The sequence below is a fragment of the Streptomyces sp. NPDC006339 genome, from assembly GCF_040612775.1.
Classification (GTDB): domain Bacteria; phylum Actinomycetota; class Actinomycetes; order Streptomycetales; family Streptomycetaceae; genus Streptomyces.
Genome location: NZ_JBEXQW010000004.1, coordinates 1 through 23964 on the forward strand (window position 1 = coordinate 1; position 23964 = coordinate 23964).

The 23964-nt window shown below is 71.1% G+C and carries 25 protein-coding genes; 9 read left to right on the forward strand and 16 right to left on the reverse strand.

Annotation, left to right across the window (positions count from 1 at the left end):
* Positions 1–402 precede the first annotated feature (402 nt).
* The gene (locus ABZ135_RS03980; RefSeq protein WP_356691493.1) at positions 403–1056 is read right to left on the reverse strand and encodes a DNA-3-methyladenine glycosylase; all 654 of its coding nucleotides are present in this window, start codon (positions 1054–1056) and stop codon (positions 403–405) included.
* A gap of 80 nt (positions 1057–1136) precedes the next feature.
* On the opposite strand from ABZ135_RS03980, the gene ABZ135_RS03985 reads away from it, so the two are divergent.
* The 3 genes from ABZ135_RS03985 (at position 1137) to ABZ135_RS03995 (ending at position 3161) form a co-directional block, all read left to right on the forward strand.
* Positions 1137–1919 (forward strand): sporulation protein, encoded by a 783-nt coding sequence (locus ABZ135_RS03985; protein ID WP_356691495.1) that lies wholly within the window; start codon positions 1137–1139, stop codon positions 1917–1919.
* Between the two features lie 41 nt (positions 1920–1960).
* Positions 1961–2494 (forward strand): YbhB/YbcL family Raf kinase inhibitor-like protein, encoded by a 534-nt coding sequence (locus tag ABZ135_RS03990; RefSeq protein ID WP_356691497.1) that lies wholly within the window; start codon positions 1961–1963, stop codon positions 2492–2494.
* 160 nt (positions 2495–2654) lie between these two features.
* The gene (locus ABZ135_RS03995; protein ID WP_356691499.1) at positions 2655–3161 is read left to right on the forward strand and encodes an HNH endonuclease; all 507 of its coding nucleotides are present in this window, start codon (positions 2655–2657) and stop codon (positions 3159–3161) included.
* 104 nt (positions 3162–3265) lie between these two features.
* Here the strand turns inward: ABZ135_RS03995 and ABZ135_RS04000 are convergent, their stop codons facing one another.
* The 4 genes from ABZ135_RS04000 to ABZ135_RS04015 all read right to left on the reverse strand — a co-directional run bounded on the left by ABZ135_RS04000 (position 3266) and on the right by ABZ135_RS04015 (position 6533).
* Positions 3266–4039 (reverse strand): sulfite exporter TauE/SafE family protein, encoded by a 774-nt coding sequence (locus tag ABZ135_RS04000; protein ID WP_356691501.1) that lies wholly within the window; start codon positions 4037–4039, stop codon positions 3266–3268.
* 120 nt (positions 4040–4159) lie between these two features.
* Positions 4160–5110 (reverse strand): SPFH domain-containing protein, encoded by a 951-nt coding sequence (locus ABZ135_RS04005; RefSeq protein ID WP_356691503.1) that lies wholly within the window; start codon positions 5108–5110, stop codon positions 4160–4162.
* Positions 5111–5197: 87 nt separating this feature from the next.
* Positions 5198–5626: an NfeD family protein gene (locus ABZ135_RS04010; protein ID WP_356691505.1), complete on the reverse strand. Its 429-nt coding sequence runs from the start codon at positions 5624–5626 to the stop codon at positions 5198–5200.
* Between the two features lie 109 nt (positions 5627–5735).
* Positions 5736–6533, reverse strand: a complete 798-nt coding sequence (locus ABZ135_RS04015; protein ID WP_356691507.1) for an ABC transporter ATP-binding protein — start codon at positions 6531–6533, stop codon at positions 5736–5738.
* A 154-nt stretch (positions 6534–6687) separates the two neighbouring features.
* Here ABZ135_RS04015 and ABZ135_RS04020 point away from each other — a divergent pair, with 154 nt between their 5' ends.
* Positions 6688–7473 (forward strand): hypothetical protein, encoded by a 786-nt coding sequence (locus ABZ135_RS04020; RefSeq protein ID WP_356691509.1) that lies wholly within the window; start codon positions 6688–6690, stop codon positions 7471–7473.
* A 402-nt stretch (positions 7474–7875) separates the two neighbouring features.
* Here ABZ135_RS04020 and ABZ135_RS04025 read toward each other — a convergent pair whose 3' ends face one another.
* The 3 genes from ABZ135_RS04025 to ABZ135_RS04035 form a co-directional block, all read right to left on the reverse strand.
* Positions 7876–8121 carry a chaplin gene (locus ABZ135_RS04025; protein ID WP_128976733.1) on the reverse strand — a complete coding sequence of 82 codons (246 nt, stop codon included), beginning with the start codon at positions 8119–8121 and terminating at the stop codon, positions 7876–7878.
* Between the two features lie 129 nt (positions 8122–8250).
* Positions 8251–8901, reverse strand: coding sequence for a response regulator transcription factor (locus ABZ135_RS04030; protein WP_356691511.1), 651 nt, complete (start codon positions 8899–8901; stop codon positions 8251–8253).
* Positions 8894–10039, reverse strand: coding sequence for a GAF domain-containing sensor histidine kinase (locus ABZ135_RS04035; RefSeq protein WP_356691513.1), 1146 nt, complete (start codon positions 10037–10039; stop codon positions 8894–8896). The genes ABZ135_RS04030 and ABZ135_RS04035 overlap by 8 nt, the downstream gene beginning before the upstream one ends.
* 464 nt (positions 10040–10503) lie before the next feature.
* Here ABZ135_RS04035 and ABZ135_RS04040 point away from each other — a divergent pair, with 464 nt between their 5' ends.
* Positions 10504–11238 carry a transglycosylase SLT domain-containing protein gene (locus tag ABZ135_RS04040; RefSeq protein ID WP_356691515.1) on the forward strand — a complete coding sequence of 245 codons (735 nt, stop codon included), beginning with the start codon at positions 10504–10506 and terminating at the stop codon, positions 11236–11238.
* Positions 11239–11340: 102 nt separating this feature from the next.
* Here the strand turns inward: ABZ135_RS04040 and ABZ135_RS04045 are convergent, their stop codons facing one another.
* Complete coding sequence (locus tag ABZ135_RS04045; RefSeq protein WP_356691517.1) at positions 11341–13974, reverse strand: FHA domain-containing protein; 2634 nt, start codon at positions 13972–13974, stop codon at positions 11341–11343.
* 220 nt (positions 13975–14194) lie between these two features.
* On the opposite strand from ABZ135_RS04045, the gene serB reads away from it, so the two are divergent.
* Positions 14195–15427, forward strand: a complete 1233-nt coding sequence (serB, locus tag ABZ135_RS04050) for a phosphoserine phosphatase SerB (protein WP_356691519.1) — start codon at positions 14195–14197, stop codon at positions 15425–15427.
* A 107-nt stretch (positions 15428–15534) separates the two neighbouring features.
* Here serB and ABZ135_RS04055 read toward each other — a convergent pair whose 3' ends face one another.
* From ABZ135_RS04055 to ABZ135_RS04070, 4 genes are all read right to left on the reverse strand, one after another.
* Positions 15535–16056: a histidine phosphatase family protein gene (locus tag ABZ135_RS04055; protein ID WP_356691521.1), complete on the reverse strand. Its 522-nt coding sequence runs from the start codon at positions 16054–16056 to the stop codon at positions 15535–15537.
* A gap of 35 nt (positions 16057–16091) precedes the next feature.
* Positions 16092–16304: a hypothetical protein gene (locus tag ABZ135_RS04060; protein ID WP_356691523.1), complete on the reverse strand. Its 213-nt coding sequence runs from the start codon at positions 16302–16304 to the stop codon at positions 16092–16094.
* A gap of 147 nt (positions 16305–16451) precedes the next feature.
* On the reverse strand, positions 16452–16568 hold the full coding sequence (locus ABZ135_RS04065; protein WP_356691525.1) for an SGM_5486 family transporter-associated protein: 117 nt from the start codon (positions 16566–16568) through the stop codon (positions 16452–16454).
* 17 nt (positions 16569–16585) lie between these two features.
* Complete coding sequence (locus ABZ135_RS04070) at positions 16586–17917, reverse strand: MFS transporter (RefSeq protein WP_356691527.1); 1332 nt, start codon at positions 17915–17917, stop codon at positions 16586–16588.
* A gap of 97 nt (positions 17918–18014) precedes the next feature.
* Between ABZ135_RS04070 and ABZ135_RS04075 the strand changes: the two genes are divergently transcribed.
* A complete protein-coding gene (locus ABZ135_RS04075) occupies positions 18015–18749 on the forward strand; it encodes a FadR/GntR family transcriptional regulator (protein WP_356691529.1) in 735 nt (244 codons plus the stop codon).
* Here the strand turns inward: ABZ135_RS04075 and ABZ135_RS04080 are convergent.
* From ABZ135_RS04080 to fabG, 3 genes are all read right to left on the reverse strand, one after another.
* Positions 18746–19126 carry a hypothetical protein gene (locus ABZ135_RS04080; protein WP_356691531.1) on the reverse strand — a complete coding sequence of 127 codons (381 nt, stop codon included), beginning with the start codon at positions 19124–19126 and terminating at the stop codon, positions 18746–18748. The genes ABZ135_RS04075 and ABZ135_RS04080 overlap by 4 nt on opposite strands.
* Before the next feature lie 179 nt (positions 19127–19305).
* Complete coding sequence (fabI, locus tag ABZ135_RS04085; protein ID WP_356691533.1) at positions 19306–20082, reverse strand: enoyl-ACP reductase FabI; 777 nt, start codon at positions 20080–20082, stop codon at positions 19306–19308.
* Positions 20083–20086: 4 nt separating this feature from the next.
* A complete protein-coding gene (gene fabG, locus ABZ135_RS04090) occupies positions 20087–20806 on the reverse strand; it encodes a 3-oxoacyl-[acyl-carrier-protein] reductase (RefSeq protein WP_352078729.1) in 720 nt (239 codons plus the stop codon).
* A gap of 187 nt (positions 20807–20993) precedes the next feature.
* Between fabG and ABZ135_RS04095 the strand changes: the two genes are divergently transcribed.
* Positions 20994–22526 carry a TldD/PmbA family protein gene (locus ABZ135_RS04095; protein ID WP_356691535.1) on the forward strand — a complete coding sequence of 511 codons (1533 nt, stop codon included), beginning with the start codon at positions 20994–20996 and terminating at the stop codon, positions 22524–22526.
* Positions 22523–23914 carry a metallopeptidase TldD-related protein gene (locus tag ABZ135_RS04100; protein ID WP_356691537.1) on the forward strand — a complete coding sequence of 464 codons (1392 nt, stop codon included), beginning with the start codon at positions 22523–22525 and terminating at the stop codon, positions 23912–23914. Before ABZ135_RS04095 ends, ABZ135_RS04100 begins: the two co-directional genes overlap by 4 nt.
* Positions 23915–23964 lie beyond the last annotated feature (50 nt).

Genomic DNA, 23964 nt, shown 5'->3' on the forward strand with positions numbered 1-23964 from the left:
CTCGACCATCCGAAGATGGACGGGGTATCAACTAATCTGGCGTTGATTTTTGGCACGCTGTTGAGTTCTCAAGGTGCGGACGCTTCCTTTGTACTCACCCTCGCGGGTTTTCCTCCGGGCGCTTCCTTCGTTTCCGACTCTATCAGATCTTTCCGATCCGATTTCCTCGGTGCTTTCCGAGTCCTATTCGACTTTCGTCGTTTCGGGCCCTTCCGGCGTGTCCACTACTTTAGCGGATTTCCCTGCCGACTCATAATCGAGTCTTTCGGAACAGATTTCGGCAAGCCGAAACACGCCCCGCTGGGAATCGTTGTAAGGAGTGGATGGCCGCTCCGGGAGGCTTCGGTGAGCACTGCCCGTCTCTTACGGCTCGGGCCACATTACGCATCTGCGGCCGCAGAGTCAAGCAGCGCCTGACGCTCCCCGCTTCCGCGGCACGTGGGCCCGGTAGGGACTGACGGAGCGGTCGCCGTCGATCCAGAAGCGCCAGGGGTGCGGGGCGCCTTCGCCGCCCACTCCCGTGCGGGGGCCGTTGCGGATGAGGTCGGCGGTGGGTGGCGTGCCGGTGAGGACGGAGAGTGGGGCGTCCGGGCCGGCGCAGGCGTCGGTGCCGTTCAGGGAGAGGGCGACGTCGAGGGCGGTGGCCAGGCGGGCCGGGCCCTTGGCGAGCTCGGAGTCGTATCGGGCCGAGAGCCGGCGCTTCCTGGCCTGCTCCGCTCCCGTGAGGATCTCTCCCGCGCGCAGCAGGACTCCGCTGGCCTCTCCCTCGGGGCCGCACACCAGGTTCAGGCAGTGCCACATGCCGTAGGTGAAGTAGACGTACGCGTGTCCGGGCGGGCCGAACATGACGGCGTTGCGGGCGGTGCGGCCGCGGAAGGCGTGGGAGCCGGGGTCGACCGCGCCGGCGTACGCCTCCACCTCCGTGAGGCGGAGCTCGATGGGGCCGGCGGGGGTGTTGCGGACCAGGGTGCGGCCGAGGAGATCGGGGGCCACCTCCAGGACGGGTCGGTCGAAGAAGCTCCGCGGGAGCGGCGTACGGTCGGGGCTCTCGCTCATGGCGTCCGAGGGTACGGGGAACCGGATACCTTCGTGGCGCGTAGGGAGAGGACAGGACCGACAAGGAGAGGACGCACGACATGGGGTTCAAGAAGCTGCTGGCGAGCCTGGGGGCCGGTGGGGCGTCGGTGGAGACCGTGCTGACCGAGGAGAACGTCGTCCCGGGCGGTGTCGTCCAGGGCGAGGTGCGCATCCAGGGTGGTTCGGTCGCCCAGCAGATCGAGGGACTTTCGGTCGGGCTGCAGGCGCGGGTCGAGGTCGAGGGCGGCGACCAGGAGCACAAGCAGGACATCGAGTTCGTGAAGGTGCGCCTCGGCGGGGCCTTCGAGGTGCAGGCCGGTGCGGTGCACGTGGTGCCGTTCGGTCTGGAGATCCCGTGGGAGACGCCGGTCACGACGATCGCCGGGCAGCGGCTGCAGGGGATGAACATCGGGGTGACGACCGAGCTGGAGATCGCCCGTGCCGTCGACTCGGGTGACCTGGACCCGATCAACGTGCATCCGCTGCCGGCGCAGCAGGCCATCCTGGACGCGTTCCTGCAGTTGGGCTTCCGCTTCAAGAGCGCGGACATGGAGCGCGGTCACATCCGTGGGACGCGGCAGAAGCTGCCGTTCTACCAGGAGATCGAGTTCTTCGCGCCGCAGCAGTACCGGGGTCTGAACCAGGTCGAGGTCAGCTTCGTCGCGGACGACCGGGAGATGGACGTCGTCCTGGAGATGGACAAGAAGCCGGGTCTGTTCGGTGAGGGCAGTGACTCGTTCCGGGCGTTCAAGGTGGGTCTCGACGACTTCCACACCACCGACTGGGCGGCTTATCTGAACCAGTGGCTCGCCGAGGTCGGTGGGCGTCGGAACTGGCTCTAGGCTCGGGCCGTAAGGACGATCTTCGATTCGGAGGTGCAGACGTGACCGAGGCCAAGAGGGCGCCGCTCCCGCACGACTTCCACCCGACGGTGCCGTCGTTCACGGTGGTGAGCGAGGACGTCGAGCAGGGTGGGTTTCTGAAGGACGCTCAGGTGTACGCCGAGGGGAACACCTCGCCGCAGCTCCGCTGGGAGGGTTTCCCGGCGGAGACGAAGAGCTTCGCGGTGACCTGCTTCGACCCGGACGCGCCGACCGGGAGCGGGTTCTGGCACTGGGTGCTGTTCGACATCCCGGCGTCGGTGACCGAGCTGCCGGCGGGTGCGGGCTCGGGGTCGTTCGAGGGTCTGCCGGCGGGTGCGGTGCACGCCCGCAACGACTACGGGTCGAAGGACTTCGGCGGGGCGGCCCCGCCGAAGGGGGACGGTCCGCACCGGTACGTCTTCACCGTGTACGCGGTGGATCAGGAGAAGCTCGGTCCTGACGCCGACGCGTCGCCCGCCGCGGTCGGCTTCAACCTGCGTTTCCACACGCTGGGACGTGCGCAGTTGGTGGCGGAGTACGAACACCCCGCGTAAGGCCGATCGTTCGTCCGTTGTTTGCCCGCTTCTGGTCTTGGAGAGATCAGAAGCGGGCATCTTTCTTTGCGCGGATATTGCGTTGTCCAACCCGGCGCGCCCGGCCAGAGTTGATCCAAGCCCGCCGCGGGGGTGGGCCGGCACACGGGAGGTGGGCACTATGCGGGACACGCTGGTTCTGAACGCGAGCTTCGAGCCGCTTTCGACGGTCACACTCAACCGTGCGGTGGTGCTTGTCCTGCAGGACAAGGCCGTCGTGGAGCAGGAACACCCCGGTCTGCGTGTGCGGGCGGCCGCTGTGGACATGCCGGTGCCCCGGGTGATCAGGTTGTGCAGATACGTGCGGGTGCCGTTCCGAAGACAGGCCCCGTGGTCGAGGCGGGGTGTGCTGGTGAGGGACCAGCACCGGTGTGCGTACTGCGGGCGGCGGGCCACGACGGTGGACCATGTGGTGCCGCGGGCGCAGGGGGGTGGGGACACCTGGCTGAATACGGTGGCCTCGTGTGCGGAGGACAACCACCGCAAGGCGGACCGGACGCCGGAGGAGGCGGGGATGCCGCTGTTGCACCAGCCGTTCGTGCCGACGCCGGCGGAGACGATGCTGCTGGCGCTGCGGGCGGCGGAGCGGTCGGAGCTGCCGGACTGGCTGGCCGGGCAGGCCGCGTAACCCTGTCGTAGGCCGCCGGTCGTCTGTCGTATGCCGTCTGTCGTCTGTCGTCTGTTGTGGGCCCGTCCCGGTCGGGGACGGGCCTCACTGTCATGTGGGGGCCGTCACCTCAGGGTGAGTTGGAGAATGGCGACGATACCGACGGCGATGATGACTCCGCGCAGGACGGTGGGGGGCAGGCGTTTGCCGACCTTGGCGCCGATCTGGCCGCCGATGGTGGAGCCGACGGCGATGAGGAGGACGGCGGTCCAGTCGAAGTCGGCGACGAAGAGGAAGAAGACGGCGGCGACGCCGTTGACGACGGCGCCGAGGATGTTCTTGACGGCGTTGATGCGCTGCAGGCTGTCGTGGAGCAGCAGTCCCATGAGCGAGATGTAGAGGACGCCTTGGGCGGCGCCGAAGTAGCCGCCGTAGATGCTGGCGAGGAAGAGTCCGGCGAGGAGGGCGGCGCCGCCGTGGGGGTGGGCCTCGGTTCCGTGGGCCTCGCGGCGGCGCTGGACGGCGGCGGCGATGCGGGGCTGGAGGAGGACGAGGATCAGGGCGATGCCGATGAGGACGGGGACGATCGCGTCGAAGGCGTCGGAGGGCAGCGCCAGGAGCAGGATGGCGCCGACGAGTCCGCCGAGGAGGGCGGCGCCGCCGAGGCGGAGGATGCGGGGGGTCTGGCCCTTGAGTTCGCTGCGGTAGCCGATGGCTCCGCTGATGGATCCGGGGACGAGACCGAGGGCGTTGGACACGTTCGCGGTGATCGGCGGGAGGCCGGTGGCGAGGAGGACCGGGAACGTGATGAGCGTTCCCGATCCGACGATGGTGTTGATGGCACCGGCGGCGGTGCCGGCCGCGAAGACCGCGAGCATTTCCCAGATGGACAACGCCATCTCCTTATGGGTTCGGTGAGTCGCCTCCCCGCCCCGGTCGCGCCGGAGTCGAGGGGCTCGTACCGATCATGCCCGAGGTTACGTGTACGTGTCAGCCATCTCCCGGAGGGCGGACGGCCGTCAGTCGACGGGCGGCTCCTCGCGCCGCTCGGAGCCGTTTCCGTTGCCGCCGCTCTTGGTGTTGAAGCCGGGGACTCCGGGGGCGACGTTGCCGAAGGCGCCGGAGAGGCCCTTGAGGGCGTCGCCGATCTCGCTGGGCACGATCCAGAGCTTGTTGGCGTCGCCCTCGGCGATCTTCGGGAGCATCTGGAGGTACTGGTAGGAGAGCAGCTTCTGGTCGGGGTCGCCGGCGTGGATGGCCTCGAAGACCGTACGGACGGCCTGGGCCTCGCCCTCGGCCTTGAGGGCGGCGGCCTTGGCCTCGCCCTCGGCGCGGAGGATCGCCGACTGCTTCTCGCCCTCGGCGGTCAGGATCTGCGACTGGCGGATGCCCTCGGCGGTGAGGATGGCGGCGCGCTTGTCGCGGTCGGCGCGCATCTGCTTCTCCATCGAGTCCTGGATGGAGGTGGGCGGCTCGATGGCCTTGAGCTCGACGCGGTTGACGCGGATGCCCCACTTGCCGGTGGCCTCGTCGAGGACTCCGCGCAGGGCGGCGTTGATCTCCTCGCGGGAGGTGAGGGTCCGCTCGAGGTCCATGCCGCCGATGATGTTGCGCAGGGTGGTGACGGTGAGCTGCTCGATGGCCTGGATGTAGCTGGCGACCTCGTAGGTGGCGGCGCGGGCGTCGGTCACCTGGTAGTAGATGACGGTGTCGATGTTGACGACCAGGTTGTCCTGGGTGATGACCGGCTGCGGCGGGAAGGGAACGACCTGTTCGCGGAGGTCGATCCGGTTGCGGATGCGGTCGATGAACGGGACGACGATGTTCAGTCCGGCGTTGAGCGTGCGGGTGTAGCGGCCGAAGCGTTCCACGATGGCGGCGCTGGCCTGCGGGATGACCTGGATCGTCTTGATCAGGGCGATGAAGACAAGCACCACCAGAATGATCAGGACGATGATGACTGCTGACATCGTGTTCCCCGTGTCCTTCGCTGCCGGTTGACTAACCAGATGATGATCGAGTTTCCCAGACCGCGGAGCGTCATGGGTGAGGTTCGGTCACATGACGACCGCGGTGGCTCCGTCGATGTCGACGACGTCGACCTGTTCGCCGGGTTCGAAACTCTGCCCGGAGTCGAGGGTGCGGGCGGACCAGACCTCGCCGGCCAGCTTGATGCGGCCGCCGCTGCCGTCGACCCGTTCGAGGACGACGGCCTGACGGCCTCTCAGGGCTTCGATGCCGGTGGCGTGTCCGGCGCGGCCGTCGCGGTGGCGTGCCGCGATGGGGCGTACCACCGCGACGAGCGCCACGGAGACGACGGCGAAGACGAGCACTTGGGCGACGATGCCGAAGTCGAGGGCGGCGGTCACGGCTCCGGCGACCGCGCCGACGGAGAACATGCCGAACTCGGGCATCGCGGTGAGAACGAGGGGAATGCCGAGCCCCACCGCGGCGATCAGCCACCAGATCCATGCGTCGATGTCCACGTGGTCATGGTAGGGCGGTGGGGCATTCCGGGACAGGGTGCCGGAGTACGGCCGGGGGCGGGCGGGGGCGCGAGTGCTGTGCGGGTCACGGCGTCCCTTCCCCGTACCCCTACTTCAGGGGCAGGCCCTGTGCGGTGTAGCGGTCGCCGAGGTGCTCGACGACGAGCGGCAGGCCGAAGCAGTGGGAGAGGTTGCGGGAGGTCAGCTCGGTCTCCATGGGGCCCGCGGCGAGCACCTTGCCCTGACGGATCATCAGGACGTGGGTGAAGCCGGGCGCGATCTCCTCGACATGGTGGGTGACCATGATCATGGAGGGTGCGTACGGGTCGCGGGCGAGCCGGCCGAGGCGGCGGACCAGGTCCTCGCGGCCGCCGAGGTCGAGGCCGGCGGCGGGCTCGTCGAGGAGGAGGAGCTCGGGGTCGGTCATCATCGCGCGGGCGATGAGGGTGCGCTTGCGCTCGCCCTCGGAGAGGGTGCCGAACCTGCGGTCCAGGTAGTCGGTCATGCCGAGGCGGTCGAGGAACGCCTTGGCGCGCTCCTCGTCGACCGGGTCGTAGTCCTCGTGCCAGGTGGCGGTCATGCCGTAGGCGGCGGTGAGGACGGTCTGGAGGACGGTCTGGCTCTTCGGGAGCTTCTCGGCCATGGCGATGCCGGCCATGCCGATGCGGGGGCGGAGGTCGAAGACGTCGGTGCCGACGCCGCCGAGGCGCTCGCCGAGGACGGTCGCCGTGCCGGTGGTCGGGAAGAGGTAGCTGGAGGCGATGTTGAGCAGGGTGGTCTTGCCCGCGCCGTTGGGGCCGAGGATGACCCAGCGCTCGCCCTCCTTGACCGACCACGAGACCTCGTCCACCAGAGCCCGTCCGTCGCGGACCACGGATACGTCCACCAGCTCCAGTACATCGCTCATGAGCGCGTTGTCTCCCCTTGCGGTCGAGTCGAGTCGTCGCCTTGCGCCTGTGGGCGCGGCGTCCAGGGAAAACCTACGCCACCGGCGGGCCGGGCCGGTCCTTAGGGCTTGCTTTGCGCCTTCGGGGCCCGTGGGAGTCCCTACGCTGGGGGGCATGCTTTCGGAACCACGCTCAGGACGTCTGGCCGCCTGGGGCAATGCCCTGCTGGCCGGGGCGGTGTCGCCGGACGATGCGGCGCTCGCGATTGTCGGGGAGGACGCGGTGCACCGCGTGGAAGGGCTGCCGGGCGAGGCGGGGCCGGTGGGCCTGACGCTGGCGCTCGGGCGGCTGCGGCGGCTCGGGGTGACCGGGTGGCGGGTGGCGCTGCCCGCGCCGGGGCATCCGCTGGGGCTGAGCGGTCCGCCGGAGTTCAACGCGCGGGCGCTCGACGCGGAGGAGGCGGTGGTCGGTTTCGGCGCGCCGTACGGTCTGGTGCCGGAGGTGACGGAGGCGGGGCAGGAGGGCGATGTGCACGTGGAGGTGGTCTGGCACTGCCTGACCGTGCGGGAGGCTCCGCCGGCGGACGTGCCGTCGCTCGGCGAGGCGGAGCGGGAGCTGGCGGAGGCGCTGCGGGAGGCGACGACGGTGCTGACGCGTCTCGACGTCGCCGCGTCGGGCCCGGCGGCGGACGCGGCCCGCGACGCCTACCGCGCCCGCGCGGAGGCCGGCCGCGAGATCCTCGCCCCCGGCTACCCGCCCCGCGCCGTCCGCGTCCTGGAGCTGGCCCAGCGCGTCGGCCTGCTCGTCGACCTCGCCTACGACCACGGCCACGGCGGCGCGGTGAGCGCGTCGGAGATGGCGGCGCGGGGGGCGGCGCTGCGGCCGGTGGAGCGGGTGGCCCGGCGGGCGCAGGTCGCGGCGTACAACGCGTACGTGGAGGAGAGGGAGCGGGAGCTCTAGCCCCGGCTCGGCCGGCGCGGCTTCCGCCACGCCCCGCCTGGCGAGCGCGGCTCCCGCTCCCACGGTCCCGGTCGCGCCGGTCACGACCGGCGGACGGAGTCCGCCGCAGCGATCCGAAGCCCGGGAGGCGCCCCGGCGCCGAGCGGTGCGAGGAACGCGTCGGGAGAGGGGTTGGCGGCGCGGGGGGCGGCGCTGCGGCCGGTGGAGCGGGTGGCCCGGCGGGCACAGGTCGCCGCGTACAACGCGTACGTGGAGGAGAGGGAACGGGAGCTCTAGCCCCGGCTCAGCCGGTCACCACCGGCGGCCCGGGAGGCGCACCGGCGCCGGGCGGTGCGAGGGACGCGTGGGGGAAGGGACCGGCCCCCGGGGGATCGTCCGGGGGCCGGTGGATCGGTGGGGGCGTCAGTGGTTGACGGCGCCGTTGCCGAAGGCCGGGTTGAGCAGGCCGATCACGTTGACCGTGTTGCCGGAGACGTTCACGGGGACGTGGACCGGGGCCTGCACCAGGTTGCCGGAGGCGACGCCCGGCGAGTTGAGGGCCTGCCCGTGGGCGTGCGCACCGCCGTGGGCGGAGGCGACGCCGGCACCGGCGGCGACGATGCCACCGGCGACCATGGTGAGGGCAGCGGCCTTCTTGAGGTTGTTCACTTCGGGATCCTCCTGGTCATCGCCGCGGCCGGTCCGCCGCAGCACACCCTGAAGAACGCCCCCTCCCCCGCCCGGTTACGCCGAACGGGGGACATCCACCCGACAGTATGAAAAGGGGAACGGTCGTACCTACGAGGTCAGGCCGTGCCGTACGGCCCAGAGCGCGGCCTGCGTGCGGTCGGCGAGGTCCAGCTTCATGAGGATGTTGGAGACGTGCGTCTTGACCGTCTTCTCCGACAGGACGAGCGCGCGGGCGATCTCCCGGTTGGAGCGGCCGTCGGCGATGAGGCCGAGGACCTCCCGCTCCCGCTCGGTCAGCGTGGAGCCGCGGCCCGTGCCCCCGCCCTGCCCCTGGTCCTCCTGGCTGAGGAGCGCGTCGGCCACCTCGGGCTGGAGGAGCACATGGCCGGCGTGGACGGAGCGGATGGCGCCGGCGAGGGCGTCGGGGTCGATGTCCTTGTAGACGTATCCGCACGCGCCGGCGCGCAGCGCGGGGACGACCGTGCGCTGCTCGGTGAAGCTGGTGACGATCAGGACGCGGGCCGGGTTGGCGAGCTCCCGCAGCCGGCGCAGCGCCTCGATGCCGTCGGTGCCGGGCATCTTCACGTCCATGAGGACGACGTCCGGCCGCAGCTCCTCGGCGGCGGTGACGCCCTCCGCGCCGTCGGACGCCTCCCCCACCACCTCTATGTCGTCCTGGACCTCCAGGAAGGTGCGCAGGCCGCGGCGGACGACCTGGTGGTCGTCGACGAGCAGGACGCGGATGGGCTTGTCAGCCACCGGGGACCTCCATCTCGATCGTGGTGCCCCGGCCGGGGGCCGATGTGACGGTGAGCGTGCCGCCGACGCCGGCGGCCCGGTCGCGCATGGAGACCAGGCCGAGGTGGCGGCCGGCGGTGCGGACCGTGCCGGGGTCGAAGCCGCGGCCGTCGTCGGTGACGGTGAGCCGTGCCCCCTGCCCGCTGCGGGTGAGGGAGACGGTGACGCGGGCCGCGCCGGAGTGGCGCAGCGCGTTGTGCAGGGCCTCCTGGGCCACCCGGAGCACGGCCTCCTCCTGGGCGGCGGGCAGCGCGCGGACGCCGGCGCCCTCGAAGGTGACCTTGGCGGTGTGGGCGCGGTCGAGGACCTGGATCTGGGTGCGCAGGGTGTGGACCAGGCCGTCCTCGTCGAGGGCCGCGGGCCGGAGCTCGACGACGGCGGCGCGCAGCTCGTCGGCGGCCTCGGCGGCGAGCTCGGCGACCTGCTGGAGCTCGCCCTTGGCCCGCGCGGGGTCGCGGTCGACGAGGGCGGCGGCGGCCTGGGCGGTGAGGCGGAGGGAGAAGAGCTTCTGGCTGACGGCGTCGTGCAGCTCGTGGGCGAGGCGGGAGCGCTCCTCGGCGATGGTGAGCTCGCGGCTGCGCTCGTAGAGCCGGGCGTTGGTGAGGGCGATGGCGGCGTGCTGGGCGAGGAGGGTCAGGAGCTCCTCGTCCTCGGCGGTGAAGCCGCAGCCGCCGGACGGCCTGGGGCAGCGCTTGTTGGCGAGGAAGAGGGCGGCGAGGATCTCGTCGCCGTCGCGGACCGGCAGCCCCAGGAAGTCGGACATCTCGGGGTGGGCGTCGGGCCAGCCCTCGAAGCGGGGGTCCTTGCGGACGTCGGCGAGGCGCTCGGGCTCGGCCTTGTGGAGCATGGCGGCGAGGATGCCGTGCTGGCGGGGCAGGGGGCCGATGGCGCGCCACTGCTCGTCGCTGACGCCGTCCACGACGAACTGGGCGAAGCCGCCGTGGTCGTCGGGGACGCCGAGCGCCGCGTACTCGGCGTCGAGCAGCTCGCGCGCGGAGGCGACGATCGTCTTGAGGACGTCGCGGACCTCCATCTGGCGGTTCATCGCCAGCAGGGCGCTGCTCACGGCGGCCAGGCCGGAGCTCGGTCGGTGGCTCATGCGTTCACCGTACCGGCGGGGTGTGACGGTCCGTATCCGCCCGGGGACGGCGCTCGCCTAGGTCCGCGGACCTAGGCCGGGGCCCTTCCCCGCCGGCCGGACGACTCCGGGAGGAGGCCGCCCGCGCCCTTCTCCTCCTCCGGGAGGAGGGGCCTCACTGTGTGCATTGCGCGCGCAACGCCTGGTGAGGTTGTTACGCGACCGATGTGAGCCCGCGCATAGGACCCACATCACTTACGAATCCCCCTAGTGGACGCGTAAAGGCGAGATCAGCGCTGCCAGGTCTGGTCGCGGGCCCCTGTCGGAGCGCCCTCGCGGGGCCCCTGATCCACTACCGGGGATCGTACGTCACACCTTTGCCACAGGATTTTGCTGCCGCTAAGAATTGCGTTCGTCGCCGCCGAGCTAGGCGGAGCGCCGCCCCGGCCTGAGCGACCCCCAGCGATTCGAAGAGGTAGTCCTGCATGTCTGCGAACACCCCTGGCCACAGTCGTGGTCTGAAGAAGACCCACAAGGCCACGATCGCCGGCGTCGCCGCTCTGAGCGCCGCGGCGCTCGGCTTCTCCCTCATCCCGGGCAACGCCTCCGCCGAGGTCGAGCCCCAGGCCCTCGCGAACACCCAGCAGGTCGCGTGGTCCTACGACGCGAACAGCCCGCAGGCCAAGGCCATGGCCGCCAGCCTGAACGAGCAGACCTCCGCCTTCGCCCTCAAGGCGAAGCAGGAGGCCGACGCCAAGGCCAAGGCCGCCGCGGAGGCGAAGAAGAAGGCGGAGGCCGCCAAGGCCGCCGCCGCGAAGAAGAAGGCCGAGGCCGCGGCCAAGAAGCGCGCGGCCGAGAAGGCCGCCGCGAGCCGCGCCGCCGCCCGCCAGCCCGTCTTCGCGAACAACCTCGACGGCTGGATCCGCGAGGCGCTGCACATCATGAAGAAGCACAACATCCCGGGCACCTACGAGGGCATCCACCGCAACATCATGCGGGAGTCCAGCGGTAACCCGCGGGCCATCAACAACTGGGACATCAACGCCATCAACGGTGTCCCCTCGAAGGGTCTGCTCCAGGTCATCTACCCGACCTTCAAGGCCTACCACGTGCCGGGCACCAAGTTCGACCAGTACGACCCGGTCGCCAACATCGTCGCCGCCTGCAACTACGCGGCCGACCGCTACGGCTCCATGGACAACGTCAACAGCGCGTACTGAGCCGACGGCCGGGACGCGCAGGACATGCCGAAGGGCGGCACCCCGCACGGGGTGCCGCCCTTCGGCGTGCGCGCGGACCGGGTGGGAGCCCGGGGGCCGCGTCTACTTGCGCATGACCTCCGGCTCGTGGCGGCGCAGCAGCCGAGCCACGACGACGACGCAGACCGCGGCCATGAGGAGCTGGATGCCGAGGTCGATGCTCCACTGGGCGACCGTGTGCTCCCACAGCGGGTCGGTGTTGCCGGGGTTCTTGTGGTCCCACGGCGGCATCAGGCGCCCGAGGTCGAGCGTGGTGCCCGCGCCGGCGATGCCCCAGCGCGACGGCATGAGCCAGGCGAACTGCTCCAGGCCCGGCGAGCCGTACACCTGGAAGAGGATGCCGGTGAACACGACCTGGATGATCGCGAACATGACCAGCAGCGGCATCGTCTTCTCGGCGGTCTTCACCAGCGAGGAGATGACCAGGCCCACCATCATCGAGGTCAGGCCGAGCGCGATGACCTGGATGCACAGCTCGACGGCCGGCGGCATGAAGAGGCCCTCTTCGGGCAGCTCACGGGTGGAGAAGCCGATGCCGCAGATGATCACGCCCTGGAAGGCGGTGATCAGGCCGAGGACGATGACCTTGGACATCAGGTACGCGGAGCGGGACAGGCCGGTGGCGCGCTCTCGCTCGTAGATGACCCGTTCCTTGATCAGTTCTCGTACGGAGTTGGCGGCGCCCGAGAAGCACATGCCGACCGCGAGGATCAGCATGATCGTGCCGGCGTCGCCGTTGTAGCGGGACGGCGGGGTGGGCTTGCCCAGGCCGAAGTCGGCGGGGATGACCACCGAGACCGCGCCGAGGACGGCCGGCAGGATCACCATCAGGGCGATGAAGCCCACGTCGGAGGCGATCACCGACACGTAGCGGCGGATCAGGGTCCAGAGCTGGGAGCCCCAGCCCTGCGGCTTGGGCGGCTTGCTCATCGCCTGCTGGGCCTGCTGCGGCATCTGGACCGGCTGGGCGGCGACGGCGTCGATCTCGGCCGCGTACATCTGGTAGTGCTGCGAGCCCTTCCAGCGGCCCGCCCAGTCGTAGTCGCGGTAGTTCTCGAACGCGGAGAAGACGTCGGCCCAGGTGGAGTAGCCGAAGAAGTTCAGCGCCTCGTCCGGCGGACCGAAGTACGCCACCGAGCCGCCGGGCGCCATCACGAGCAGCTTGTCGCACAGGCCGAGCTCGGCCACCGAGTGGGTGACCACGAGGACCGTGCGGCCGTCGTCGGCGAGGCCGCGCAGAAGCTGCATGACGTCGCGGTCCATGCCCGGGTCGAGGCCGGAGGTCGGCTCGTCCAGGAAGATCAGCGACGGCTTGGTCAGCAGCTCCAGGGCCACGGAGACGCGCTTGCGCTGGCCACCGGAGAGGGAGGTGACCTTCTTCTCCTTGTGGATGTCGAGCTTGAGCTCGCGCAGCACCTCGCCGATCCGGGCCTCGCGCTCGGCCTCGGCGGTGTCGCCGGGGAAGCGGAGCTTGGCCGCGTAGCGCAGCGCCTTCTGGACGGTCAGCTCCTTGTGCAGGATGTCGTCCTGCGGGACCAGACCGATGCGCTGGCGCAGCTCGGCGAACTGCTTGTAGAGGCTGCGGTTGTCGTAGAGGACGTCGCCCTGGTCGGCGGGCCGGTAGCCGGTGAGCGCCTTGAGGAGGGTCGACTTGCCGGAGCCGGAGGGGCCGATGACGCCGATCAGCGACTTCTCGGGGACGCCGAAGGTGACGTCCTTGAGGATCTGCTTGCCGCCGTCGACGGTCACCGTGAGGTGGCGGGCCGAGAAGGAGACCTCGCCGGTGTCGACGAACTCCTCGAGCTGGTTGCCGACGATCCGGAAGGTCGAGTGGCCGACGCCGACGATGTCGTTGGGGCCGAGGAGGACGGTGCCGCCCTTGGGGATCGGCTGGCCGTTGACGTACGTGCCGTTGTGCGAGCCGAGGTCGCGGATCTCGAAGCGGCCGTCGGGCGTCGCGTGGAACTCGGCGTGGAGGCGGGAGACCTGGAGGTCGGAGACGACCAGCTCGTTCTCGAGCGCACGGCCGATCCGCATGACGCGGCCGAGGTTCAACTGGTGGAAGGTCGTCGGGCTGCGGTCGCCGTGCATCGGCATCGCGCCCTGCGGGCCGGCCTGCTGCGGCGGAACCTTCGACGCGTAGACCTCCTGCGGGGTCTGCGGCGGCGCCTGGTGCGGCTGCTGCTGGTGATGCTGCTGGTGCGGGACCGCCTGCGGCGCCTGCTGCTGCCAGCCCTGCTGCGGCGGGGCCTGGTGCTGCGGAGCCTGGTGCTGCGGCGGGGCCTGGTGGGTGGCCCAGTCGGCCGGCGCGGCCTGGTGCGGCGCGGCCTGGTGGGCCGGCTGCTGCACGGGCTGCTGGGCCTGCTGCGGGACCCCCTGCTGGGCCGGTGCTCCGACGGCGGCGAGGTTCAGCCGCGGACCGTCGGTGGCGTTGCCGAGGTGGACGGCCGAGCCGGGCCCGATCTCCACCTGGTGGATCCGCTGCCCCTGCACGAACGTGCCGTTGGTGGAGCCGTGGTCCTCGATGACCCAGCTCCGGCCGCCCCAGCTCACCGTGGCGTGCCGCCACGAGACCCTGGCGTCGTCGATCACGAGGTCGCCCTGGGGATCACGGCCCAGGGTGTACGACCTGGACGGATCGAGGGTCCAGGTCCTTCCATTCAATTCCAGTACGAGTTCTGGCACTCCATGCCCCACTACTTGTCCCCCGATGTACCCCCGTCGCTGGGAGCCCAGGGATGGTGAACATCCGGGGGAACTATTTCAGGCCCCGGCCCGTATCCGAAAGTCGGCCCGCGTGAAGAGCTTGCGCATGTGCACAGGCCGGGCGTTCCGGGCGTCCGCGCGGTCGTACGGGTGTCCGTCAGGCGGGACGGGGGGCCGGGTGGCACGCGGTGCCCGATACGGTGGAAGCACCATGAGCGCATCGCAGACATCGGACGTCCCCGCCTCGGACGTGCCCACTCTTCTCGTCAAGATCTTCGGGAAGGACCGTCCCGGGATCACCGCCGGACTCTTCGACACCCTCGCCGCCTTCTCCGTCGACGTCGTGGACATCGAGCAGGTCGTGTCCCGCGGCCGCCTCGTCCTGTGCGCGCTGGTCACGGAGCCGACCGTCGCCTCCCAGGGCGAGCTTCGGGCGACCGTGCACAACTGGGCCGAGTCCATGAAGCTGCAGGCCGAGATCATCTCGGGCACCGGCGACAACCGTCCGCGCGGTGAGGGACGCTCGCACGTCACCGTGCTCGGGCACCCGCTGACCGCCGAGCAGACGGCGGCCATAGCGGCCAGGATCGCCGGGACCGGCGGCAACATCGACCGTATCTTCCGGCTGGCGAAGTATCCGGTGACGGCCGTCGAGTTCGCCGTCTCGGGCTGTGCGACGGAGGCGCTGCGCACGGCGCTCGCCACCGAGGCGCACTCGGTCGGCGTCGACGTGGCCGTGGTCTCCGCCGGGCTGCACCGGCGGGCCCAGCGGCTCGTGGTGATGGACGTCGACTCGACGCTGATCCAGGACGAGGTCATCGAGCTGTTCGCGGCGCACGCGGGCTGCGAGGACAAGGTCGCCGAGGTGACGGCGGCGGCGATGCGCGGCGAGCTGGACTTCGAGCAGTCCCTGCACGCGCGGGTGGAGCTGCTGGCCGGCCTGGACGCCTCCGTGGTCGACAAGGTCCGCGAGGAGGTGCGGCTGACGCCCGGGGCGCGGACCCTGATCCGTACGCTCAAGCGGCTCGGCTACCAGGTCGGCGTGGTCTCCGGCGGATTCACGCAGGTCACCGACGACCTGAAGGAGAAGCTGGGGCTGGACTTCGCCCAGGCGAACACCCTGGAGATCGTCGACGGCAGGCTCACCGGCCGGGTCACCGGGGAGATCGTGGACCGGGCGGGCAAGGCGCGGCTGCTGCGCCGCTTCGCCGCGGAGGCCGGGGTGCCGCTGGCGCAGACGGTCGCGATCGGCGACGGGGCCAACGATCTGGACATGCTGAACGCGGCCGGGCTCGGGGTGGCGTTCAACGCCAAGCCGGTGGTGCGGGAGGCGGCGCACACCGCGGTGAACGTGCCGTTCCTGGACACGGTGCTCTACCTGCTCGGGATCACCCGCGAGGAGGTAGAGGCCGCGGACGGCGGCGCGGAGGACCTGCCGCACTGAGGCGCGAGACATGAGGGGCCCGGCCGTCCTGTGACGGCCGGGCCCCTTCGCGTACGGGTGTGCGCCGGTGCGGTACGGGTCGGGCGCGCGCCCCGGCACACCGCGGCTCAGGCGTGCGGGGCCCAGAACTCGGCCAGGGTGCCGTTCATGCCGTGCTCGACGGACTTCCAGGAGCCGTCGAAGGTCACGACGGCGAAGGCGGCGGTGGGAAAGCCGCTGCGGGTCATCCGCTCGAGCGCGTCGCCCTCGGAGCCGCCGGAGAGGGCGTCGGCGAGCGCGTGCATCCCGGGGTTGTGGCCGATGAGGAGCAGGTTGGCCACCGTGTCGGGAGTCTCGTTGACCACGGCGATGAGCTCGCCGAGGGATGCCTCGTACAGCCGCTCCTCGTACACGGTCTTGGGGCGCTCGGGCAACTGCGGGGCGACGAGCTTCCAGGTCTCCCGGGTCCGCACCGCGGTGGAGCAGAGGGCCAGGTCGAAGCCGAAGCCTTCGGCGGCGAGCTTGCGGCCCGCCAGCGGGGCGTCCTGGCGACCGCGATCGGCGAGCGGGCGCTCGTGGTCTGAGGTCTGGGGCCAGTCCGCCTTGGCGTGTCGGAGGAGCACGATCCTTCGGGGTGTGTCGACGCTCATGCCCCACAGCTTCGCATGAATCGGCCCCCCTCGACTCAGAGAGGGAGGGTTTGCCGGAGCCGCTCCAGGAAGCCTCCGACGCCCGGGTCACCGGCCGTCGCGTGGGCCTCCCCCGGCCCCGTGATGAGCAGGAAGAGGGCGACGAAGGCGAGGACGGGAAGGGCCAGCGCCCACCAGGGCAGTCGGGTGTCGACGCCGGCCGAGGGGGTCGGGACGCTCCGGGCGCCGGTGTGCGTTCGCGCCGTCATGGCCGCCTCCGTGGGATGGGATCCGCGTGCTCGCTGGGTCGGTTCCACCGTACGGAGCGCGGCGGCGGTGGCCCATCAGGTGATCCACCCACTTCACCCTGACACCCGCCCCCTAGGGGATACGGGGGCAGGCCCCACCTTCGCGGCTCAGGGAGAGGCGAGGGAGGCGATGACGCCGATGAGGACCGTGATGCCGATCATCGTGCCGAAGACGATGAGGAGCTTCTTCTGGCCGTTCGGGGGGTTCGGTTCGAGTACGGGCATGCGCACATTCTCGCATCTCAGCATTCGTCCTCGACGGTCCGGTCACGGCCCGCGAGGCTGCCGACGATCATCTGCGGGACCATCAGGCCGCCCATGAGGGCGATGGGCAGGCCCCAGCCGCCGCTGTGCTGGTAGAGGACGCCGACGAGCAGCGGGCCGGGGATGGAGATGAGGTAGCCGACGCTCTGGGCGAAGGCGGAGAGCTTCACGACGCCGGCGCCGGTCCGCGAGCGCATCCCGATCATGGTGAGGGCGAGCGGGAAGGCGCAGTTGGAGACGCCCAGGAGCAGGGCCCAGGCCCACGCGCCGGCGGCGGGGGCGACGTAGAGGCCGGTGTAGCCGCCGAGTCCGCACAGGCCGAGGGCGACGACGATGGGCCACTGGTTCCGCATCCGGGAGGCGAGCTTGGGGATGACGAAGGCGAGCGGCACGCCCATGACCATGGTGACGGCGAGGAGCACGCCCGCGGTCGAGGCGGGCACGCCGGCGTCGCGGAAGATCTGCGGCATCCAGCCCATGGTGATGTAGGCGCCGGTGGCCTGGAGGCCGAAGAAGGCGGCGAGGGCCCAGGCGGTGCGGCTGCGGGTGACGCGCGGCGCGGCGGGCGTCCCGGCGGCGGCGGGCACGGCGCTGGAGGCGGTGGCGCCGGAGGTGCCCGGGCCCGCGTCCGTCCCCGTCCCCGTACGCGCCTGCGTGGCGCGGTCGCGGAGCAGCGGCAGCCAGGGGAGCACGGCGAGGGCCGCGAGGCCCGCCCATATGCCGAGGCCGAGCCGCCAGCCGCCCAGCGCGGCGGTCAGGGGCACGGTCGCGGCGGCCGCCACGGAGGTGCCCAGGGCGAGGGCCATTGAATAGAGGCCGGTCATGCTGCCGACGCGGTCCGGGAAGTACTTCTTGACGAGGACCGGCATGAGGACGTTGCTGAGCGCGATGCCCATGAGGGCGAGGGCGCTGGCCGCGAGGAACCCGGCGGTGCCGCCGGCGAAGGGGCGCAGCACCAGGCCCGCGAAGATCGCGGCCATGCCGGCGCAGACGATGGCGACGGGGCCGAAGCGGCGGGCGAGGCGCGGGGCGGCGATGCCGAAGACGGCGAAGCAGAGCGGCGGTACGGAGGTGAGGACACCGGCGACGCTGCCGCTCATGTGGAGGCCGGCGGTGACCTCTTCGAGGAGGGCGCCGAGGCTGGTGATGGCCGGTCGCAGGTTGAGGGCGGCGAGGACGAGGCCGACGACGACGAGCCGGGTGATCCAGCGGGCGGGTCGCGCGCTGGGTGCGGGAGAATCGGCGCCCCGGGTGGGACGGGCCGTCGTCGCGGTGGCGGCGTGGTCGAGGGTCTGCGGCTCGTCAGGCATGGGCCCCATCATAGAATCATGGGATGATTGGTTGTCCAATCTCGAACGAATTCCGGACCACCCTCGCCACTCTTCTCGACGAAACGGTAGGTGCAGCATGGCGCTCGGCCATCCCCGGCGGACCGGGCTCTCCGATCAGGTGATCGCCGAGCTGCGGAACCAGATCACCTCCGGCGAGTGGCCGGTGGGATCGCGGATCCCGACGGAGCCGGAGCTCGTCGAGCAGCTCGGCGTCGCCCGCAACACCGTGCGGGAGGCGGTCCGCGCGCTGGCGCACAACGGGCTGCTCGACATCCGGCAGGGCTCGGGCACCTATGTGGTGGCGACGAGCGAGCTGGCCGGGGTGATGCACCGCAGGTTCGCCGGCTCGGACCCCCGCCATATCGCGGAGCTGCGCTCCACCCTGGAGTCCTCGGCGGCGCGGCTGGCGGCGCGGCGGCGTACGGACCGGGACCTCAGGCAACTGGACGCCCTGCTCCTCAAGCGCGAGGAGGTGTGGGCGTCGGGCGACGCGGAGGAGTTCGTCACCGTGGACGCCGCCTTCCACCACGCCGTGGTGGTCGCCTCGCACAACGAGGTGCTGACCGAGCTGTACGCGGACCTGGGGCATGTGCTGCGGGAGTGGCTGCGCGAGGACGTGGGCCGGGAGCTGCGGCCGGAGAATCACATGGACCACGCGCGCCTGGTGGAGGCGATCCGCGCGGGCGACGCGGAGCGGGCGGCGGCGGAGGCGGCGAGCTATCCGTTCCTGTGCCTCAGGAGCGGCGCGGAGCCGGAAGCGGAGCCCGAGTCGGAGCCGAGCCCAGGGGTCCGGAGCGCCACGACGGCCTAGTTCCGGCCCGCCGGCTCGTGGGTGGTCCAGGCCGCGCGGACCTCCTTCCAGCAGCGGCCGGTCACCTGGGCGTGGTCGGCCGGGAGGACCACGACGGGGGCGCTGTCGGTGTCGAGGTCCCACCAGCGGGCGCATTCGACGTGCAGCCGGACCCGGTCGGTGTCGGGATAGGGGTTGCGGCAGTACGCCGTGACCTGGGAGCCCTCGACGACGGTGTGGCAGGAGGCGCCGAAGTTCTCGGGCTGCTCGGCGGCGGGCCGGCCGACGGCTTCGTCCACGGGGGCGGGGGCGGCGCGGACCTCGGCCGCGACGGCCATCCCGGTGAAGAGGGCGACGGCCGTGGCGAAGGCGGCGGTACCGCGGTGGAGTGCGCGCATGTCCGTACCTCCTCCCCGAGCAGTAGCCGGAACGTCACGCCCTGAACATCGTGCTCTGACCCAGTCTGGGGTGGTTCGGCCCACTTTTCGACTCGGGCCCCGGGTTGCGGAATCGCGAAGGGCCGGGTCCCGCCTCATCGGCGGGCCCCGGCCCCTTCACGTACGGCGTGCGCTCGGCGTCAGGCGCCGATCGCGTGCAGACCGCCGTCCACGTGGACGATCTCGCCCGTCGTCTTCGGGAACCAGTCGGAGAGCAGGGCGACGATGGCGCGGCCCGCCGGCTCCGGGTCGGACAGGTCCCACTCCAGCGGGGAGCGGCTGTCCCACACGCTGGCCAGCTCGGAGAAACCGGGGATGGACTTGGCGGCCATCGAACCGAGCGGGCCGGCCGAGACCAGGTTGCAGCGGATGTTCTGCTTGCCGAGGTCGCGGGCCATGTAGCGGCTGGTGGCCTCCAGGGCCGCCTTGGCCGGGCCCATCCAGTCGTACTGCGGCCAGGCGAACTTCGCGTCGAAGGTGAGGCCGACGACCGAGCCGCCCTCGCTCATCAGCGGCAGCAGCGCCATCGTCAGGGACTTCAGGGAGAAGGCCGAGACGTGCATGGCGGTGGCGACCGACTCGAACGGCGTGTTCAGGAAGTTGCCGCCGAGCGCGTCCTGCGGGGCGAAGCCGATGGAGTGCACGACGCCGTCCAGACGGTCGCCGAGGTGCTCGCGCACCTGGCCCTCCAGGCGCGCCAGGTGCTCGTCGTTGGAGACGTCGAGCTCCAGGACCTTCACCTTGTCGGGCTGCGGCAGCTTCTTGGCGATGCGCTCGGTCAGCGTCGGCCGGGGCCAGGCGGTGAGGATGATCTCCGCGCCCTGCTCCTGGGCCAGCTTCGCGGCGTGGAAGGCGATGGAGGACTCCATCAGCACACCGGTGATCAGGATGCGCTTGCCCTCGAGAATTCCGCTCATGTGATCAGTGACCCATGCCCAATCCGCCGTCAACCGGGATGACGGCTCCAGTGATGTACGAGGCGTCGTCCGAGGCGAGGAACTTCACCGTGGCGGCGATCTCCTCGGGCTGCGCGTAGCGGCCCAGCGGCACCTGGGACACGATGCCGGCGCGCTGCTCGTCGGTGAGCACCGCGGTCATGTCGGTGGCGACGAAACCGGGCGCGACGACGTTGAAGGTGATGTTGCGCGAGCCGAGCTCACGGGCCAGCGACCGCGCGAAACCGACCAGTCCGGCCTTCGAGGCGGCGTAGTTCGCCTGGCCCGCCGAGCCGAGCAGACCGACGACCGAGGAGATCAGCACGACCCGGCCCTTCTTGGCGCGCAGCATGCCGCGGTTGGCACGCTTGACGACCCGGAAGGTGCCGGTGAGGTTGGTGTCGAGGACGGACGTGAAGTCCTCCTCGGACATGCGCATCAGGAGCTGGTCCTTCGTCACGCCGGCGTTGGCCACGAGGACCTCGACCGGACCGTGCTTCTCCTCGATCTCCTTGTACGCCTGCTCCACCTGCTCGGCGTCGGTGATGTCGCACTTGACGGCCAGGCAGCCCAGGTCGGTCAGGGCGGCCGGCGGCTCGCCGGACCGGTACGTGAACGCGACCTTGTCGCCCGCCTCGGCGAACGCGCGGGCGATGGCGAGGCCGATGCCCCGGTTTCCTCCGGTGACGAGAACCGAGCGGCTCAACGGATCACCCTTTCGATAGCGGTCTGGTATGCCGAAAACCTATCGGTCGCTTCCGCAATACGGAGAATCGGGCCCTGACAGTGGCTTCCTGGTGTCACTGTCGGGTCCCTACAGAAAGGTCTGGGCGTCGCGGCCGAAAGCACGACATGATCAGGGGCGACCGGTCTCACACGACAGGAGACAAGCTGTGCAATCTGGGACCCATTCCCTCGACGAAGCCTTCACCCAGCTTCCGTTGCGGGCGCTGGCCGACGCGGCGCTCGCGCGGGCGCGGGCGCTCGGCGCCGAACACGCCGACTTCCGCCTGGAGCGGGTGCGCAGCGCCTCGTGGCGGCTGCGCGACGCCAAGCCCTCGGGTTCCTCGGACATCACGGACCTCGGCTACGCGGTGCGGGTGGTGCACGGCGGGGCGTGGGGGTTCGCGTCCGGGGTGGACATGACCATGGACGCGGCCGCGCGGGTCGCCTCACAGGCGGTGGCGATGGCGAAGCTGTCGGCGAAGGTGATCGCGGCGGCCGGGTCCGACGAGCGTGTGGAGCTCGCGGAGGAGCCGGTGCACGCCGACAAGGTGTGGATCTCCTCGTACGAGATCGATCCCTTCACCATCTCCCCCGAGGAGAAGAGCGGGCTGCTCGCCGACTGGAGCGCGCGGCTGCTGCGGGCCGACGGCGTGGCCCACGTGGACGCCTCGCTGCTCACCGTCTTCGAGAACAAGTTCTACGCGGACACGGCCGGCACCGTCACCACCCAGCAGCGGGTCCGGCTGCACCCGCAGCTCACGGCGGTCGCCGTGGACGGGTCGACCGGCGAGTTCGACTCGATGCGGACGATCGCGCCGCCGGTCGGGCGGGGCTGGGAGTACCTGACGGGCACCGGCTGGGACTGGGACAAGGAGCTGGAGGAGATCCCGGAGCTGCTCGCCGAGAAGATGCGGGCGCCGAGCGTCGAGGCCGGGCGCTACGACCTGGTCGTGGACCCGTCCAACCTGTGGCTGACGATCCACGAGTCGATCGGCCACGCGACCGAGCTGGACCGGGCGCTCGGCTACGAGGCGGCGTACGCGGGCACCTCGTTCGCCACCTTCGACCAACTGGGCAGGCTGGCCTACGGCTCCTCGATCATGAACGTGACGGGTGACCGGACCGCCGAGCACGGGCTCGCGACCATCGGTTACGACGACGAGGGCGTCGAGGCGCAGTCCTGGGACCTGGTGAAGGACGGCACGCTGGTCGGCTACCAGTTGGACCGCCGGATCGCGAAGCTGACCGGGCTCGGCCGCTCCAACGGCTGCGCCTTCGCCGACTCCCCCGGCCATGTGCCGGTGCAGCGGATGGCGAACGTGTCGCTCCAGCCCGATCCGGGCGGTCTGTCCACGGAGGACCTGATCGGCGGCGTGGAACGGGGCATCTACGTGGTCGGCGACCGCTCGTGGTCCATCGACATGCAGCGCTACAACTTCCAGTTCACCGGCCAGCGCTTCTTCCGCATCGAGAACGGCCGGCTCGCGGGCCAGCTCCGGGACGTGGCGTACCAGGCGACGACGACGGACTTCTGGGGCTCCATGGAGCAGGTGGGCGGCCCCCAGACGTACGTCCTGGGCGGCGCGTTCAACTGCGGCAAGGCCCAGCCGGGCCAGGTCGCCGCGGTCTCCCACGGCTGCCCGTCCGCCCTGTTCCGGGGTGTGAACATCCTCAACACGACGCAGGAGGCCGGTCGATGAGCCGCGTCAGCAAGCCGTACGAGATCGTCGAGCGGGCGCTGGAGCTGTCCCGCGCGGACGGGTGTGTCGTCATCGCCGACGAGGAGTCCTCGGCGAATCTGCGCTGGGCCGGGAACGCGCTGACCACCAACGGGGTCACGCGTGGCCGTACGCTGACCGTGATCGCCACCGTGGACGGTGCCGAGGGCACCGCCTCCGGTGTGGTGTCCCGGTCCGCCGTGACCGCCGAGGACCTGGAGCCGCTGGTCCGGGCCGCCGAGGAGGCCGCGCGGGCGGCCGGGCCCGCCGAGGACGCCCAGCCGCTGGTCGAGGGCGTGCCCGCGTCGCCGGACTTCACCGACGCGCCGGCCGAGACCACCTCCGCCGTCTTCGACGCCTTCGCGCCCGCGCTTGGCGAGGCGTTCGCGCGGGCCCGGGCCGGCGGCCGCGAGCTGTACGGCTTCGCCCACCACCAGCTCACGTCGACCTACCTGGGCACGTCCACGGGGCTGCGGCTGCGGCACGACCAGCCCAACGGCACCCTGGAGCTCAACGCCAAGTCGCCGGACCGCGCCCGCAGCGCGTGGGCCGGGCGGGCGACGCGGGACTTCAAGGACGTCGACCCGACCGCGCTGGACGGCGAGCTCGCCACCCGGCTCAACTGGGCGGAGCGGCGGATCGAGCTGCCGGCCGGGCGCTACGAGACGCTGCTGCCGCCGACCGCCGTGGCCGACCTGCTGATCTACCAGCTCTGGTCCTCGGTGGCCCGGGACGCCGTGGAGGGCCGCACGGTCTTCTCCAAGCCCGGCGGCGGCACCCGGATCGGCGAGACCCTCTCGCCGCTGCCGCTGACCCTGCGCAGCGACCCGAACGAGCCGGGCCTGGAGTCGGCGCCGTTCGTGATCGCCCACTCCTCCGGCGACGACTCCTCGGCCTTCGACAACGGTCTGCCGATCTCCCCCGTGGACTGGGTGCGGGACGGCCGGCTGGAGCATCTGATCACCACCCGGCACTCCGCGGGGCTCACGAAGCTGCCGGTGGCCCCGGGGGCGGGGAACCTGATCCTGGACGGCGGCGGCGAGCGGTCGCTGGAGGAGATGGTCTCCGCCACCGAGCGCGGTCTGCTGCTGACCTGCCTCTGGTACATCCGCGAGGTCGACCCGGCGACGCTGCTGCTCACCGGGCTGACCCGGGACGGCGTCTACCTCGTCGAGAACGGCGAGGTGGTCGGCGAGGTGAACAACTTCCGGTTCAACGAGTCGCCGGTCGACCTGCTGTCGCGGGCCACCGAGGCGGGCCGGACGGAGAAGACGCTGCCGCGCGAGTGGAGCGACTGGTTCACCCGGGCCGCGATGCCCGCCCTGCGGGTGCCGGACTTCAACATGAGCTCGGTCAGCAAGGGCGTCTGACCCCCATAGACTGGGGGTGGCGTGACGACCATCAATCAAGGAGACCGAAG

Bases quoted from the DNA above. Each gene is read 5' to 3' on its own strand.
- ABZ135_RS04005 (WP_356691503.1), bottom strand. From the start codon at position 5,110: ATGTCAGCAGTCATCATCGTCCTGATCATTCTGGTGGTGCTTGTCTTC.
- fabI (WP_356691533.1), bottom strand. From the start codon at position 20,082: ATGAGCGGAATTCTCGAGGGCAAGCGCATCCTGATCACCGGTGTGCTG.
- ABZ135_RS03995 (WP_356691499.1), top strand. From the start codon at position 2,655: ATGCGGGACACGCTGGTTCTGAACGCGAGCTTCGAGCCGCTTTCGACG.
- ABZ135_RS04075 (WP_356691529.1), top strand. From the start codon at position 18,015: ATGGCGCTCGGCCATCCCCGGCGGACCGGGCTCTCCGATCAGGTGATC.
- ABZ135_RS04080 (WP_356691531.1), bottom strand. From the start codon at position 19,126: ATGCGCGCACTCCACCGCGGTACCGCCGCCTTCGCCACGGCCGTCGCC.
- ABZ135_RS04100 (WP_356691537.1), top strand. From the start codon at position 22,523: ATGAGCCGCGTCAGCAAGCCGTACGAGATCGTCGAGCGGGCGCTGGAG.
- ABZ135_RS04065 (WP_356691525.1), bottom strand. From the start codon at position 16,568: ATGCCCGTACTCGAACCGAACCCCCCGAACGGCCAGAAGAAGCTCCTC.
- ABZ135_RS04015 (WP_356691507.1), bottom strand. From the start codon at position 6,533: ATGAGCGATGTACTGGAGCTGGTGGACGTATCCGTGGTCCGCGACGGA.
- serB (WP_356691519.1), top strand. From the start codon at position 14,195: ATGAGCGCATCGCAGACATCGGACGTCCCCGCCTCGGACGTGCCCACT.
- ABZ135_RS03985 (WP_356691495.1), top strand. From the start codon at position 1,137: ATGGGGTTCAAGAAGCTGCTGGCGAGCCTGGGGGCCGGTGGGGCGTCG.
- ABZ135_RS04035 (WP_356691513.1), bottom strand. From the start codon at position 10,039: ATGAGCCACCGACCGAGCTCCGGCCTGGCCGCCGTGAGCAGCGCCCTG.
- ABZ135_RS04060 (WP_356691523.1), bottom strand. From the start codon at position 16,304: ATGACGGCGCGAACGCACACCGGCGCCCGGAGCGTCCCGACCCCCTCG.
- ABZ135_RS04000 (WP_356691501.1), bottom strand. From the start codon at position 4,039: ATGGCGTTGTCCATCTGGGAAATGCTCGCGGTCTTCGCGGCCGGCACC.
- ABZ135_RS04055 (WP_356691521.1), bottom strand. From the start codon at position 16,056: ATGAGCGTCGACACACCCCGAAGGATCGTGCTCCTCCGACACGCCAAG.
- ABZ135_RS04040 (WP_356691515.1), top strand. From the start codon at position 10,504: ATGTCTGCGAACACCCCTGGCCACAGTCGTGGTCTGAAGAAGACCCAC.
- ABZ135_RS04020 (WP_356691509.1), top strand. From the start codon at position 6,688: ATGCTTTCGGAACCACGCTCAGGACGTCTGGCCGCCTGGGGCAATGCC.
- ABZ135_RS03980 (WP_356691493.1), bottom strand. From the start codon at position 1,056: ATGAGCGAGAGCCCCGACCGTACGCCGCTCCCGCGGAGCTTCTTCGAC.
- ABZ135_RS04070 (WP_356691527.1), bottom strand. From the start codon at position 17,917: ATGCCTGACGAGCCGCAGACCCTCGACCACGCCGCCACCGCGACGACG.